The 15,405-nt window shown below is 46.5% G+C and carries 11 protein-coding genes; all 11 read left to right on the forward strand.

The window, feature by feature from the left end; genetic code table 11:
- The first annotated feature begins 139 nt into the window (after positions 1 to 139).
- Positions 140 to 2,638, forward strand: coding sequence for a preprotein translocase subunit SecA (gene secA / locus AAC978_RS00395; protein WP_341545978.1), 2,499 nt, complete (start codon positions 140 to 142; stop codon positions 2,636 to 2,638).
- Positions 2,639 to 2,787: 149 nt separating this feature from the next.
- A protein-coding gene (prfB, locus tag AAC978_RS00400; protein WP_341545979.1) for a peptide chain release factor 2 occupies positions 2,788 to 3,895 on the forward strand; the annotation gives its coding sequence in 2 pieces (ribosomal slippage) (positions 2,788 to 2,856 and positions 2,858 to 3,895; 1,107 coding nt in all).
- An 80-nt stretch (positions 3,896 to 3,975) separates the two neighbouring features.
- Positions 3,976 to 4,806, forward strand: coding sequence for a transketolase (locus AAC978_RS00405; protein WP_341545980.1), 831 nt, complete (start codon positions 3,976 to 3,978; stop codon positions 4,804 to 4,806).
- Positions 4,799 to 5,734 (forward strand): transketolase family protein, encoded by a 936-nt coding sequence (locus tag AAC978_RS00410; protein WP_341545981.1) that lies wholly within the window; start codon positions 4,799 to 4,801, stop codon positions 5,732 to 5,734. The genes AAC978_RS00405 and AAC978_RS00410 overlap by 8 nt, the downstream gene beginning before the upstream one ends.
- Positions 5,735 to 5,998: 264 nt before the next feature.
- A complete protein-coding gene (ftsE, locus tag AAC978_RS00415) occupies positions 5,999 to 6,685 on the forward strand; it encodes a cell division ATP-binding protein FtsE (protein ID WP_341545982.1) in 687 nt (228 codons plus the stop codon).
- Positions 6,675 to 7,559, forward strand: a complete 885-nt coding sequence (gene ftsX, locus AAC978_RS00420; RefSeq protein ID WP_341545983.1) for a permease-like cell division protein FtsX — start codon at positions 6,675 to 6,677, stop codon at positions 7,557 to 7,559. The genes ftsE and ftsX overlap by 11 nt, the downstream gene beginning before the upstream one ends.
- Before the next feature lie 26 nt (positions 7,560 to 7,585).
- Positions 7,586 to 8,719, forward strand: a complete 1,134-nt coding sequence (locus AAC978_RS00425) for a murein hydrolase activator EnvC family protein (protein ID WP_341545984.1) — start codon at positions 7,586 to 7,588, stop codon at positions 8,717 to 8,719.
- A gap of 211 nt (positions 8,720 to 8,930) precedes the next feature.
- On the forward strand, positions 8,931 to 10,115 hold the full coding sequence (locus AAC978_RS00430) for a S41 family peptidase (RefSeq protein WP_341546339.1): 1,185 nt from the start codon (positions 8,931 to 8,933) through the stop codon (positions 10,113 to 10,115).
- 120 nt (positions 10,116 to 10,235) lie between these two features.
- On the forward strand, positions 10,236 to 11,258 hold the full coding sequence (locus tag AAC978_RS00435; RefSeq protein ID WP_341545985.1) for a hypothetical protein: 1,023 nt from the start codon (positions 10,236 to 10,238) through the stop codon (positions 11,256 to 11,258).
- Between the two features lie 142 nt (positions 11,259 to 11,400).
- The gene (locus AAC978_RS00440; RefSeq protein ID WP_341545986.1) at positions 11,401 to 12,837 is read left to right on the forward strand and encodes a sugar ABC transporter substrate-binding protein; all 1,437 of its coding nucleotides are present in this window, start codon (positions 11,401 to 11,403) and stop codon (positions 12,835 to 12,837) included.
- A gap of 169 nt (positions 12,838 to 13,006) precedes the next feature.
- A complete protein-coding gene (gene uvrB / locus AAC978_RS00445; protein ID WP_341545987.1) occupies positions 13,007 to 15,058 on the forward strand; it encodes an excinuclease ABC subunit UvrB in 2,052 nt (683 codons plus the stop codon).
- Positions 15,059 to 15,405 lie beyond the last annotated feature (347 nt).

Genomic DNA, 15,405 nt, shown 5'->3' on the forward strand with positions numbered 1-15,405 from the left:
TTTATTTGTTTATTTTAGCGCTCTGATATAAACTTTAGTAGAGAATTTCCTATTGTGCGTCCGGGGATTGGCTTGCACCCTGTTGTCGGTAATGATAAAATGAGACGATACCCTTGGACAGATGGAAAGGTGGTCAATAATGGGTTTCTTAGACAAGTTATTCGATGATAATGGACGTGAGATTAAAAAGTACCAAAAAAGAGTTGAGGTAATCAATGCTCTAGAGCCGGAAATTAAGGCTCTGTCAGATGAACAGTTGCGTGCTAAGACCGATGAATTCAAACAACGCTTGGCTGACGGGGAAAGTCTGGATGACCTTTTACCCGAAGCCTTTGCCGTGGTTAGAGAAGCTTCATGGCGGGTCATCGGCCAAAGGCATTACGATGTGCAGCTCATCGGCGGCATGGTCCTCCATGATGGCCGAATTGCGGAGATGCGTACTGGGGAAGGAAAAACGCTGGTAGCAACTCTTCCGTCCTATTTGAATGCCTTAACAGGTCGAGGAGTCCATATTGTAACCGTAAATGATTATCTTGCCCGTCGTGACAGTGAAATGATGGGCCTCATCCATCAATTCTTAGGGCTATCCGTAGGTCTCATTGTTCATGGTTTAAACTATAGCCAGCGGCGTGAAAGCTATGCTGCAGATATAACCTATGGTACCAATAATGAATTTGGCTTCGATTACCTCCGTGATAATATGGTGACCCGGCCGGATGGTCTTGTGCAACGGGAGCTACATTATGCCATTGTGGACGAAGTAGACTCTATCTTAATTGATGAGGCACGGACCCCTTTGATTATTTCCGGTGAAGCGGACAAGCCGACTGAGCTTTATTTCCGCGTTGCCATGATTATTCCCCGCTTAAAACCGGAAGAAGACTATAATGTTAATGAAAAAGACCGGGTGGTGACCTTGACGGAACAAGGGGTCAGCCGGGTTGAAACCATGCTCGCCGTAGAAAACCTCTTTGATGATTTGCATACAGAATTGGCTCATCATGTCAATCAGGCTCTTAAAGCCCATGCCCTATTTAAGCGAGATCGGGATTATGTAGTCAAGGATGGCCAAGTCATTATTGTAGATGAGTTCACGGGACGACTGATGTTCGGAAGGCGTTATTCGGAAGGTTTACATCAAGCGATTGAAGCCAAGGAAAAAGTAAAAATTGAAAAAGAATCGCAAACCTTAGCAACCATCACCTTCCAAAACTATTTCCGGATGTTTGAAAAGCTGTCCGGCATGACCGGGACAGCGATGACTGAAGAGCCGGAATTCAGGAAAATTTACAAACTGGATGTCGTCGTTATTCCCACCAACATGCCGATGATCCGCGAGGATATACCTGATGTGGTCTATCGGACTGAAGAGGGTAAGTTTAAAGCTGTTGTGGAAGAAATTATTGAACGCTATAAAAAGGGACAACCGGTCCTTGTGGGTACCGTATCCGTTGAAAAGTCTGAGCGTTTAAGCGATATGTTGGAGCGTCGTGGTGTCCCACATCAAGTGCTCAATGCCAAGTTCCATGAGAAAGAAGCTGAGATCATTGCCGGTGCAGGGTTAAAAGGCATGGTAACCATTGCCACCAACATGGCCGGTCGTGGTACAGATATTATCCTCGGTGAGGAAGTAGCCCCTCTGGGCGGTCTGCATATTATTGGAACAGAGCGCCACGAATCGCGCCGGATTGATAACCAGCTGCGTGGACGTGCCGGACGTCAAGGGGACCCGGGTTCCTCTCAATTTTTCCTCTCCCTCGAAGATGATCTGATGCGCCTCTTCGGTGCTGAAAACATCATGGGGATGATGGATAAATTGGGTATGGATGACTCCATTCCCATCACCTCCAAGATGATTTCTCGTTCGGTAGAGACGGCTCAACGTCGCGTGGAAAATCGCAACTTTGAGATTCGGAAGCATGTCTTGGATTACGATGATGTCATGAATCTCCAGCGTGAAGTGATCTACGCTCAACGCCGTCAGGTGCTGATGGGTGGAAACATCCAAGAAAGCATTGCGGATATGTTGGAAAAAGTGGTTCGGGAAACGGTGGATATGTTTGGTGCCCAAAGCCCTTATCCGGAAGAATGGGATCTCAACAGCTTCCTTGAGTATGTGGAGAATCTCATCCTACCCAACCATGATATTTCCACAGACCAAGTGGCCAACATGGAAAAAGAAGAAATCGTCGAGATGCTTCTGGAAAGAGCCCGCGCACATTACAAAACTCGGGAAGAGGCCTTCGGCGAAGAGATTATGCGGGAAATCGAACGGGCTGTTATGCTACAAGTGGTGGACAAAAAGTGGATGGATCACTTGGACGCCATGGATATGCTCCGGGAGGGCATTGGTTTACGGGCTTATGGGCAAAAGAACCCCTTGGTGGAATATCGCCATGAAGCCTATGATATGTTCCAAGGCATGATTAGCTCTATCCAAGAAGATACAATTCGCTATATCATGAGAGTGACCCCTCAAGTAACGGAGCAAAAGCAGGAAGAACCTCAGCATGTCCGTACGAATCGAGATGAGGAAGAGGCTGCCCGCCCAGTCCATAATGAAGGACCTCAAATCGGACGTAACGACCCCTGCCCCTGTGGAAGTGGCAAAAAGTATAAGAAATGCTGCGGAGCGTAAAGCGCTTAAATTTGATAGTACCAGAGACCAAGTAAAGTAGGGAAAATTGAGGGCGAAGCACCGGCCGAGGCTGTGCATCGCCCTACCTTATTGATTGTGCTATTACACTAGATCAGTTTAGTGATAAATATTTGGGTGGTGATTGTTAAGTGATATTTGAATGGAAAAGGGAGCTCGAAAGTTTAGAAACGCGCTTGGCAGATTTGAGGGACTCTCTTTGACGTCGCTCAAAGAGCAGATAAGATTAGTATATTAGAGATCGAGTTGCAACGGCCAGATTTCTGGGATCACCCAGAATCCGCCCAAAAGGTGATGCAGGAAATTTCTTATCATCAAGAAAAGTTGAAAACTTTCACCACCTTGAGGCAACAGTTGGACGATCTATTGACCCTCTATCAATTGGCAGTGGAAGAAAACGATGAGTCCCTAGAGGCTGAGATTGAAGAAGGGGTGAAGGCACTCCAACAACGTCTCGAGGGTTTAGAACTAGAAATCCTATTGAGCGGTCCATATGATCGTAATAATGCCATTTTGACACTTCATGCTGGGGCAGGGGGGACAGAAGCTCAAGACTGGGTCTCCATGCTCTATCGGATGTATGTACGTTACGGTGAGCGTCATGGGTATAAAGTAGAAACCATGGATTTGCTACCTGGTGATGAAGCCGGGATTAAGAGCGCTACTCTCTCGATCTCCGGAGAAAATGCCTATGGCTATCTGAAATCAGAAAAAGGGGTTCACCGTCTCGTGCGGATTTCCCCCTTTGATGCTTCGGGGCGCCGACATACCTCCTTTGCTTCCTTGGATGTGATTCCCGAAGTCATGGATGATGGCGAGGAAGTCCCGATTGCTGCGGAGGATCTTAAGGTAGATACCTACCGGGCCAGCGGTGCAGGAGGGCAGCACGTCAACAAGACCAGTTCAGCAGTTCGCATCACCCACATACCCACGGGTATTGTCGTTCAATCCCAAAGTGAACGTTCGCAAATCCAGAACAGAGCCTATTGTATGCGTATCTTGCAGGCCAAGCTCTTGGAGCTCAAACGCAAACAGCAGGAAGATGAAATTTCGGAGATTCGAGGGGAACAGCAGGATATCGCTTGGGGTAGCCAGATTCGTTCTTATGTCTTCCATCCATATAACATGGTGAAGGATCATCGAACTAATGAGGAGACAGCGAATACCGGAGCGGTGATGGACGGCGAGATTGATGAATTTATCGCCGCTTATCTGCAAAAAACAAAAGTTGTGAAATGATAAAAGGCTTGGCGCAAGCCAAGCCTTTTATGAAACCCAAGTGGCGCAAAATGTAATAATAAAATTTTGGAGGGATTAGCGTGACAATTCTTGAACTGAAACGTATGGCCAACCAAATACGCCAAGATATTATCACCATGCTGGTGCCAGCTAAATCAGGTCATCCCGGAGGTAGCTTGTCAGCAGCGGATATACTTACGGTTTTGTATTATCATGAAATGAATGTTAAACCGGAAGATCCTCAATGGGCAGAGCGAGATCGCTTTGTTTTAGCTAAAGGGCATGCCGCACCTGTGCTCTATGCGGCACTTGCAGAGAAAGGCTACTTTCCAAAGGAAGAAATGATGGGACTTAGACAAACCGGTCGGATCCTGCAAGGGCATCCGGATATGAAAAAGGTGCCCGGTGTGGATATGTCAACAGGCTCTTTGGGTCAAGGATTATCCGCAGCCAACGGCATGGCTCTGGCAGGGAAACTCGATAAGAAAGATTTCCGTGTCTATGTGGTATTAGGGGACGGGGAAATGGCAGAAGGCCAAGTCTGGGAAGCTGCCATGGCTGCGGCCCATTACAAACTGGACAATGTAACCGCAATTCTCGATTACAATGGCTTACAAATTGATGGAACTACAGATAGTGTCATGTCCTCTGATCCACTAACTGATAAATGGCAGGCCTTTGGCTGGCATGTCCTAGAGGTAGATGGCAATGATATTGAAGAGCTTTTAGCTGCTTTAGCTGAAGCCAAAAAAGTCAAGGGAAAACCCACCATCCTCATTGCCCGCACCATCAAAGGCAAAGGGGTATCCTTTATGGAAAACCAAGTGGGCTGGCATGGCAACGCTCCCAACGCGGAGCAAGCTGAGCAAGCTTTAAAGGAATTAAGAGAGGAGGCGGCTCGCCTTGGCTAAACAAGCGACACGCGATGCTTATGGTAAGGCTTTAGTAGCCTTAGGAGCAGAAAATGAATCGATCGTCGTCCTGGATGCGGATTTATCTAAGTCCACGAAGACTGCAGATTTTGGCAAGCTCTATCCGGAACGATTCTTCAACATGGGGATTGCCGAAGCAAACCTCATGGGCACGGCGGCCGGTTTAGCCGCTGCCGGGAAAATTCCTTTTGCCAGTACCTTTGCTATCTTTGCTACGGGTCGGGCCTTTGAACAGATTCGCAATTCCATTGCCTATCCCAAGCTCAATGTTAAGATCGCAGCCACTCACGCTGGGGTTACCGTCGGTGAAGACGGGGGCTCCCACCAAGCTGTAGAGGATATAGCCATCATGCGAGCTGTTCCGAATATGACAGTTTTGGTGCCAGCTGACGGAGAGGAAACCCGCCAAGTCATCAGGGCTGCTGCAGAATATAAAGGGCCGGTCTATATTCGTATGGGACGCCTCGATGTTCCCCTGCTTTTTGATGAGAATTATCAGTTTGAGATCGGCAAAGCCAATGTTCTTCGTGAAGGCTCTGACTGTGTTGTTTTTGCTAACGGAGTCATGGTAGCCGCTGCTATGGAAGCTGCCCAAGAGTTAGAGCAAGAAGGTCTGCAAGTGGCTGTCGTCAATGTGGCTTCTGTCAAGCCTCTTGATGTAGAAACGATAATTTCCTATGCACAAAAAACTGGTGCAGTAGTCACCGCCGAAGAACATAACATAATTGGCGGTTTGGGAAGCGCCGTAGCTGAGACACTCGGGGAAAGTGCGCCCACTCCTATGGTACGGGTAGGCATTAAAGATACCTTTGGCGAATCCGGTCGTCCCCTCGAGCTGTTAGAAAAATATGGTTTGACTAAGAAGGAAGTCTTAGCTGCTGTAAAAGCAGTTATGGCAAAGAAATAAATTACATCAAACTCGGCGAAGTCTCGTTCATCAAATCAACCGACCTGTTCTTTATGAATAGGCCGGTTTTTTTGCCTCCAACCTTGATTGCAGCGTAAGTTTTTAGCTGGCTTTTCGTCATTAATAACAGGAAATCCACACCCCATGTCGAATAGTCTTATAGTTTGGGTATAGGAAATCGGTAATATATGGAGAGTTAAACCCATAATAAGGCTGATTTTAGTGGATAGAGAGAACTGTAGGCAAAATTCAAGGAGGATAAAGATGATCCAATTGACTAATGTATCGAAGATATATCCGAACGGCTCACGGGCCCTTGTCGATATTAGTCTAAAAATAGACAATGGGGAATTCGTCTTCTTAGTTGGGCCCAGTGGGGCTGGAAAATCGACACTCATTCGCTTACTCTATCGAGAGGAATTACCAACCCGTGGTCAAGTGACCATGAACGGTAGGAGCATGATTCGTCTACGCGATCGTGAGGTTCCGCAGCTCAGGCGCACCGTTGGCGTGATTTTCCAAGATTTCAGGTTGTTGCCCAATAAAACAGCCTTTGAAAATGTTGCTTTTGCCCTGGAAGTCATCGGTGTGGGCAGGCGGGAAGTAAAAAACCGAACTAAGAAAGCCCTTGAGCTTGTGGGTTTAGCCAATAAAGAGAATTGCTTTCCTCATCAATTATCGGGTGGAGAACAACAACGGGTGTCGGTAGCCAGAGCGATTGTCAATAATCCTGCCCTTTTAGTGGCGGATGAACCGACGGGCAATCTGGATCCGGAGACTGCTTGGGGTATTATGGAACTCCTCTATAATATTAATCGCCGAGGAACCACCATTGTTATGGCTACCCATGCGCGCGAAATTGTCGATCAAATGCAGAAACGCGTGATTGCCATTGAAGACGGTAAAGTGGCACGTGATCAGAAGCAGGGGGCCTATGGCTATGGGACTTAATTCAGTAGGGTACATATTTCGTGAAGTGGGCAATTCAATCCGAAGGAACGCATGGTTGAGTCTTGCTTCAGTGTTGACGGTTACCATTTCCATGGTGATTTTAGGTGCATCCATTTTCTTTTTGCTCAATGCCTCCAATTTAGCTGCGGATTTTGAGTCGGAGTTAGAAATAGCTGTTTTTGCTAAAGATACCCTAGATTCTCAGGAGATTAAAGCTCTAGGGGAAAAGATAAAAGACCTATCCGGAGTAGATACTATTGAATTTGTTCCTAAGGAGCAAGCCTTAAAGGACTTAACTAAATCCATGAAGTCCACCTCCATTGTCGAGGATATCGGAGATACTAACCCTTTTCCGGATAAGTATACTGTCCATGTGGTGGATCCTCAGCAGGTACAAAATGTAGCCGATCGCATCACTAAGCTGACCGGTGTGGATAATGTAGTATATGGTAAAGATGTCGTCGAGCCCTTGCTCAAATTTACAGAATGGTTGCGCTGGGCAGGAACGATTATCGTCGGGCTATTTGCCGTCGCTTCACTTGTCTTGATTTCTCTCAATATCAAGATGAATGTTTTTTCACGCCGCAAGGAGATTGAGATCATGAAGCTGGTAGGGGCGAGTAACGCCTTTATTCGTTGGCCTTTTATCCTTGAAGGACTATTCTTAGGATTAATCGGAGGGCTACTTGCAGTATTAGTCGTCGGTTTAGGCTATGATTGGCTTGCAAGATACATTCAGGACACCCTGACCTTTATGCCCGTAGTCCATGAAACTGAGTTGATTGGGAAGGTTCTCGGCTCTCTCGTGCTGGTGGGTATGGGAATCGGTGCCTTGGGAAGTACCATTTCTTTGCGCAGATTTTTAAAAGTATAAATACGCAATGAAGAGGAGGAAAAAGCATGGCTAAGAAAAAGGGGATAGTTGCCCTTTTACTCACAACCGTAATGCTGGCTGGTTCAGTCATTCCACTTCAAGCTGGGGAATTAGAGGATGCCCTCAACAAACAGCGGGACTTGCAAAGGAAGGAAGAACAAGCCCGTAGTCAGTTAAATAAGCTAACCTTTACTGCAGATAAGCTTCAAGGTCAGATTAAGAATTTAGCCACCCAAATTGCCGTAGCTGAGAGCACGTTGGATACTACCGAAGTAGCTTATAACGAGGCAGCGGAAGCAGTTGCCCTATCCGAGCAAGAGCTAAAAGAGCGGGAGGAAGAGCTAGCTAATCGTCAAGTTGTATTGCGTCAGCGTATCCGGGAGATTTATGAAGCAGGTCAAGTGAGCTATCTGGAGATAATATTTGAAGCTGAGGACCTCAGCGATTTTATTACCCGCTTAGAGTATTTTAATCGCTTAGTTACCAATGACCAAAAGATTCTCACTGATATTAGCATGGAAAGAGCGAGAATTGAAGAAGAAACTAAGCTTCTTCAAGTACGTCGTGATGAAGCAGCCCAATTGAAGGTAGCAGCAGAACAAGCGAAAGCAGCACTGGATGGGAAGAAACGAGAGCATCAGGTGGCGCTGGATTCCAATAAGAAGGCTCAAAATGATATTTTCGAACAAATCGAACAGATGGAAGCGGACTCGAACGCTATTGCCGAAAAAATCCGTAAATTGACTGCTAATTCCGGGGTGGTTCATGGAACAATCAGTACCTATCCCTTGCCTGGGTATACTGAAGTGAGCAGCTCTTATGGATGGCGTATTCATCCCATCACGAAAAAGAAGAGCTTACATACAGGGACGGACCTCCCTGCTCCCACGGGAACGAAGGTTTTGGCTGCGGGTAACGGTGAAGTCATTATGGCCAGTTGGTATGGTGCCTACGGCAATGCTGTTATTGTCGACCATGGGGGCGGGTATACCACCCTTTATGGACATAATTCTAAGCTTGCCGTTAAGGTAGGCGACATGGTCAAGGCGGGTGATGTGGTAGCTTATGTTGGCTCAACCGGTTGGAGTACCGGACCGCATCTTCATTTTGAAGTACGCATTAAAGGAGAAACTACAGATCCTCTACAATTTTTCCGCTAGGCATTAGTGCGAAAGCAGTGCTGACCTGGCGCAAGCCAAGTTTTCTTTAAATAAGTATGTCCCGAAGTGGATAGGCATATAATAAAAGAGACTTGCTTCTGATGGACATCATCAGAATTTAGCAAAGTGAACGAGCCGCCGCCACTTATCTCCTACCAAAGATCAAGGGGAGAGTCACGGTTAAAAATAGGGATCAGAGTAGGAAGGGGATATCGCTTTGCAGGAGAGCAAATGGAAAGAGTATTTGAAAAATATCGGATGGGTTGTCGCGATTGTCAGCTTGCTTTTTACAGTAATCGTCGGAGGATTCATTGTCACCAACTTGGATCATGTGGGCCGTTTGGGGCGGGTGCTACAACTCATTCAAAGTGATTATTTAGAAGATGTACCAGTGGATACACTGATTGATGGAGCCACGAAAGGAATCGTGGACTCCCTAGGAGATCCTTACTCAGCCTATATGAACGCCCAAGAGAACGCAGAGCTCATGCAGCAAATCGAAGGGAAATTTGGGGGTGTCGGGATTATCCTGAGTCTCAAAGATCCTCAGAAACTCGTGGTGCTCAGGCCCATCAAGAACACCCCAGCAGCTAAGGCGGGACTGCTACCCGGTGACGTCATCGTCAAAATTGATGAAGTGGATGCTGCCACGATCGACCAAGAAAAAGCGGTGTCCTTGATGCGTGGAGATCCGGGGACGAAGGTCACGCTAGTTGTATATCGTGAAAGTATCAAAAAAAGTGTGACCGTACCGATAACACGGGAACATATTCAGGTTCCTACTGTAGAAGGCATATCCTTACCGGGGAATCCGGACATAGCCTATATCAGCATCTCGCAGTTTTCCTCTAATTCTGCCCTTGAACTGAATGAAATTCTTGCGAATATGAATATCAGCAAATACAAAGGAATTATTTTGGATTTGCGATATAACCATGGCGGGGAGTTAGAGTCTGCCGTGGGAGTGTCCAGCTACTTTGTTCAACCTGGCCCTATTGTCTATATTGTCGATAAAAACGGTAATACCGTGACTAAAGCTTCCGAGGGTAACTACTTAGGCATTCCTTTTGTCGTATTAGTCAATGAAGAAAGTGCTTCGGCAGCAGAAATTGTTTCCGGAGCGATTCGAGACCGTGGTACGGGTACTCTAGTCGGAGTCAAGACCTTCGGCAAAGGGATCGTGCAGACGATTTATCAGCTGGATAAAGGAACCAGTGTAAAGTTGACCACAGCGAAGTATCTCACCCCTAATAAAGTAGATATCCATAAGAAAGGTATTGAGCCGGATGTAGTCGTGGAGTTGAAGGAAGGGGAGGAAGCAACCCTATCACCCACAACAACAGAATTTGATACCCAGCTTAGAGAAGCCCTGAAGGTGCTTCGTCAACAGCTTTAAGCTCTCTTGTTTAAAAGCAGGACAGATCATCTGTCCTGCTTTTTGTGACCTGTCCCCAGGTCACATTTTTTTTGGGTGAGCATACACTACACCGCAAGCTAAATTCGAGGGGGAAAGGACATGGGGAATAAACCCAATGGGCGACATTACTTTGTAGAGGGGATTACCAACCGCGGCTACATATCACTATTGCCCAATATGATGTCAGAATGGGAACGTACTTATGTCCTCATGGGTGGGCCGGGAACGGGTAAATCTACCTTAATTAAAATGATTGGACTGGAGTTACTGGACCGGGGGCATGACGTTGATTTCTTTCGCTCTGCTTGGGATTCGGACTCAATGGCCGGTGTGCTCGTCAGGCGCTATAACTGGGCGATACTGGATCAGTATGAAATAACCCCTTTACACTGGCGTGCTCCTGGAGTCATTGAACACTTCATTGATTTTTCAAAGTTCTGTCATGAAGCAAAGCTGAAACAAAAAAAACCAGTTATCCTCGAATTTGAAGCTAAGATCAATAAAGGGCAGCAAAGGATAAGTGAAATTCTTGCTGAGGAATTTGGCGAACGTATGCGCGAAAAAAGATATTCATCGGCTCAAAATGAGGGACGGCCATGGCTACCCAAACTCCATGCGGCAGATCTCTTCAAGGATGCTAAAGGACCCTGGACTAAGGCCCAGGATGCGCTAAGAAAGATACAAAAGAGCGCGGTCCAATCCTTTTTTCTCCACGGAATTCATACGGAGGGTTGGTTAAATCTTGCTCCTTATTTTTTAATGGATTATGATCAGATCCGCTTTAGCGGGGAAGAGGCATATGAAGCCATGGAATGGGTTCTCAAAGAGTCGGAATCTTTAGGGCAGGTTATTGATATTGTTTTACATCCCCTTTATCCTGATGAGATACTAGGCATTGTATTTTCTGAGCGGAATTTAGTTATTTGGCAGGGAGACCCAGAGTGTCTAGGTGATCAGGGCTTAGGTCGTCCTTTTAGCAATGATTTAAAGGAGGCTCTCCTAACTACCCAGAGCTTCAGAGATCAATTAAAAAAAATATATACCGAAACAGTTGATTTTGACCAAGTGGATGAAACAAGAGCAGACTTAATGAATTCTATCCTTAGAGATATGACCTTTTGACAACATTTAGCTTTCATATTTAAGCAAATCAGGGGAAAACTAAATTCGCGCAAAAGCACCAGAGAAAAGGTGCTTTTTTGTTAACAGGAAAATGGAGTAGGTTAAGATAAAAATGGATCGACCCTGGAAAGGAGCGGGTTCCATGAAAAGATATCTTTGGCTTGTCCCTTTCATCATGTTGAGCATGATTTTAACCGGTTGCAATATGCAAAACATGTTAGGTAACTTGATGGGGAACAAAGAAAAGACCTCAAGCAAATCCTCGCAGCAGCAAGAAGAGAAAAAGATTATTGCAGTTGCCTTGAATGAGGAAGACCCTAACAAAGCCATGTTTCTGCTGGGTATTCAGGAAATGGCTGCCAAAGAAGAGATGGAAGTTAAAGTCCTTACTGAAAAAGAATTAGGGGATTCCGAGGCCCTGAAAGAAGCTAAGATTCTCATCTATCAAGATGGGGAGCAGTCCTTTTTAAAGGATGCCGAAAAGAATGATATTCCAATTTTGGCCTTAAACAATTTACCTCCGGGAGTTAAGGCGCAAGGGGTAATTCTTCCGGACCCAGTTCAAGTAGGCACCTTGATGGCGCAGCAGATTCAGGGGAAGATCACGGAAGGACAGGTAGTATACCTGCAAGGAGAGTCCGAGGATCCACTAACCCAGATGAGCTTAGCGGCTCTCAAGCAAGAAGCTAGGAAAAATCCAAAGATCGTCATACATAGCATTGCGAACCCTCCGGAATCAGAAGTAATAGCGATTCAAGGCCTGAGGGAACAATTGCAAAAAGAACCGGGGCAAGTGAAGGTCATCTGTGCCCAAAATGAGAAGTTAGCATCCCAGGCCTATCAGCTGCTCAAGTCGCTGCAACTCACTGAAAAGGTTTTTCTCATTGGTGGACAAGCTAACCCTCAGTCTCTACAGCGTATTGCCTCAAACGACCAGATTGCCGACATCGATACAGCACCCTATGTCCAAGGAGTCAATGCCCTGCAATGGGCTCAAAAAATCATGAATAAAGAATCCATCGACATCACTCAATCCATTACCGGAGATCAAGGGGAAGTAGCAGCAAAGATCATTCCTGTAAAACCTGTCACCGCAGAAAATCTATCCTTAATCCAAAAAAGTTATACCAAGGCAGCTCAAGCGCAAAAAGAATTGGAAAAGAAGCAAGAAGAATCTCAAGCAAAGAGTGCTGGAAGTAAAGGGGCTAAGGAAAGTAAAGGCAATGTTGATAGTGGGAATAGCGGAGATGGGAAAAGCAGCAAGAGTAAAGAAGGAGATTCCCAGGATCAAGGGCAGGAAGGTGCATCCTCTCAAGGAAAAGAAGGAAGTCAGGGTGTTATGCCTGAAGGGGTAAAGAAAGTGACAGAAAAAGTCCATACCGAGATTATTCGGGAATACCTTGATGATAACGGCAAGGTTCTGGGAACAGAGAAGAGTGCTAATGACCAAGTACGCACGATTCCGCCGGAAATGTTGCTTAAAGAGCAGCAAAAGCAGCAAGGTGGGCAGCAAGGACAACAAGAGAAGCAAGATGGAAAGTCTTCAGGATCAGAGAATAGCGGTGATCAGAAATCCTAGAATTACCATCTGAAATCACAAAAAAACCGAACGTATTTTCGGTTTTTTGTTTTGTTTCCCGTACAAGAAGTGGTATAATTTTGTTTAGAATGATTGAAGGGTTGTCAAAGTTCTTATTTGAAAGCAAGAACATAAATAGTGTATCAAGGAAAGGAGATTGGGGTACCCCATGGAGTTTCGTTTACATTCCCCATATAAGCCCGCCGGTGATCAGCCACAGGCGATTGATGCTCTGGTTGAAAGTATAAATACTGGCAGACGCCATCAAACTTTGTTGGGAGTCACCGGTTCAGGGAAAACCTTTACAATGGCCAATATTATTGAAAAAGTGCAGCGCCCAACCCTTATCTTGGCCCACAATAAGACCTTAGCCGCTCAACTCTACAGCGAGTTCAAGGAATTCTTTCCTGAGAATGCTGTGGAGTATTTTGTGAGCTATTATGATTATTATCAACCGGAGGCCTATGTACCCTCCAGTGATACTTATATAGAAAAGGATTCCTCGATCAATGAAGAGATTGATAAAATGCGCCACTCTGCTACGGCGGCATTGTTTGAAAGACGTGATGTAATTGTAGTGGCAAGCGTATCTTGTATCTATGGTTTGGGTTCTCCTGAGGAATATCGTGACCTGATGGTTTCCCTGCGACAAGGGCAAGAGATTGATCGCAATGATATCCTGAAGAAGTTGATTTCAGTCCAATACGATCGCAATGATATGGCTTTTGAACGCGGGACCTTCCGAGTCCGTGGCGACGTCGTCGAAGTCTACCCGGCTGGGTCCAGTGACCATGCTATGCGCATTGAAATGTTTGGTGATGAAATCGAACATATCTACGAGATCAATGTTCTCACCGGGGAAATTATCGGTGAACGGCGACATGTCTCCATTTTCCCGAATTCTCACTATGTTACCGCTCGTGATAAAGTCTTGTTAGCTGCCGAAAATATCGAGCAAGAGTTGGAAGAGCGACTCAAACTCTTCAAGGAAGAGAACAAGTTATTGGAAGCTCAGCGAATCGAGCAGCGAACCCGCTACGATTTAGAGATGCTGAGGGAAATGGGCTTTTGCAACGGCGTCGAGAACTATTCCCGCCATTTGACCTTTCGCGAACCGGGAGAAACACCCTACACCTTGCTGCACTTTTTTCCAGAAGATTATCTCATGATGATTGACGAATCTCATGTGACTCTGCCCCAAGTCCGCGGAATGTATGAAGGGGACCGCTCCCGTAAGTCCACCTTAGTGGAATTTGGTTTCCGGCTTCCTTCAGCCTTAGATAACCGTCCGCTGAAGTTTGAGGAATTTGAAAAACAGGTACCCCAAAGGGTTTATATTAGCGCTACCCCCGGTCCCTATGAACTGGAGAATTGCCCGCAGATTGTCGAGCAAATCATCCGACCTACGGGACTATTGGATCCGGAGATATCTGTCCGGCCGACGAAAGGTCAGATTGATGATCTGATCGGTGAGATTAACCAGAGAATCGAGCGGGATGAGCGGGTCCTAGTCACCACCCTTACCAAGAAGATGGCTGAGGATTTAACGGATTATCTTAAAAACCTCAATATGTCGGTTAAATACCTCCACTCCGATATTACGACCCTAGAGCGGGTAGAAATACTTCGGGAACTGCGCCTAGGAGATATCGACATTATTGTCGGGATTAACCTTTTAAGAGAGGGGTTGGACCTTCCGGAGGTTTCCCTAGTGGCTATTCTTGATGCAGATAAAGAAGGTTTTCTGCGTGCCGAACGTTCTCTCATTCAGACCATCGGACGCGCCGCCCGCAACGCCGAAGGTAAAGTTATCATGTACGCCGATCAGATGACACGGTCTATGAAAATTGCTATCGAAGAAACCGATCGACGCCGGGCGATTCAAAAAGCCCATAACGAGAAGAACGGAATTACCCCGCAAACCATTCGTAAAAAGATCTACGAAGTCCCTGAAGCCACCAAAGTCGCGGAGAGGAAAGCAGCCTACGCAGCTAAGTTGCCCGCTGAAGAGCTGAAGGAGCTTTTGAAGAGCCTTGAACAAGAAATGCGCTTAGCGGCCAAAGATATGGACTTCGAGCGAGCAGCTCAGATCCGCGACGCCATCATCGAGCTAAAAGGGGAAGAAAACAAATATAAACGATCTACCCAAGGGCGTGACCGTAAGAAGGAGGCGTCGGCACCTGCAGGCCGAAAGAGTGGGGCTCGAAAGAGGGGCAAGTAAGTTGGGCCTTTGGCTCGGCTTGGTCGATGAGAGCTGGTCTCTAGGGCGTTGCTTTGGCTAAGTCGATTAGAGCCAGTCTCCAGGGCTTTGCTTTACACGTTCACTCTATAAGCTGCGCGGAGCAATCTAATCGCTCATGTCTTCCGCTCCGTCGGTACCTGCGCCGCTAAGTTTTCGTCTGTGGATTGCGGCTTGGGCGAAACCCTCATCCGGGTTTCGTCCCGGCTAAATCGGCTCCTGCCTCGTAGCCGGTTGGAAACGTCCTGTTTCCAACCCGACTCCGCTGCAGACATTTCGCGAAGATTGCTTACCTGCTCGCTTAAAAGCCGTTCTCTGCTGTAAAGCAA

This window comes from Desulfitobacterium sp. THU1 (assembly GCF_038181555.1).
Lineage (GTDB): Bacteria > Bacillota > Desulfitobacteriia > Desulfitobacteriales > Desulfitobacteriaceae > Desulfitobacterium.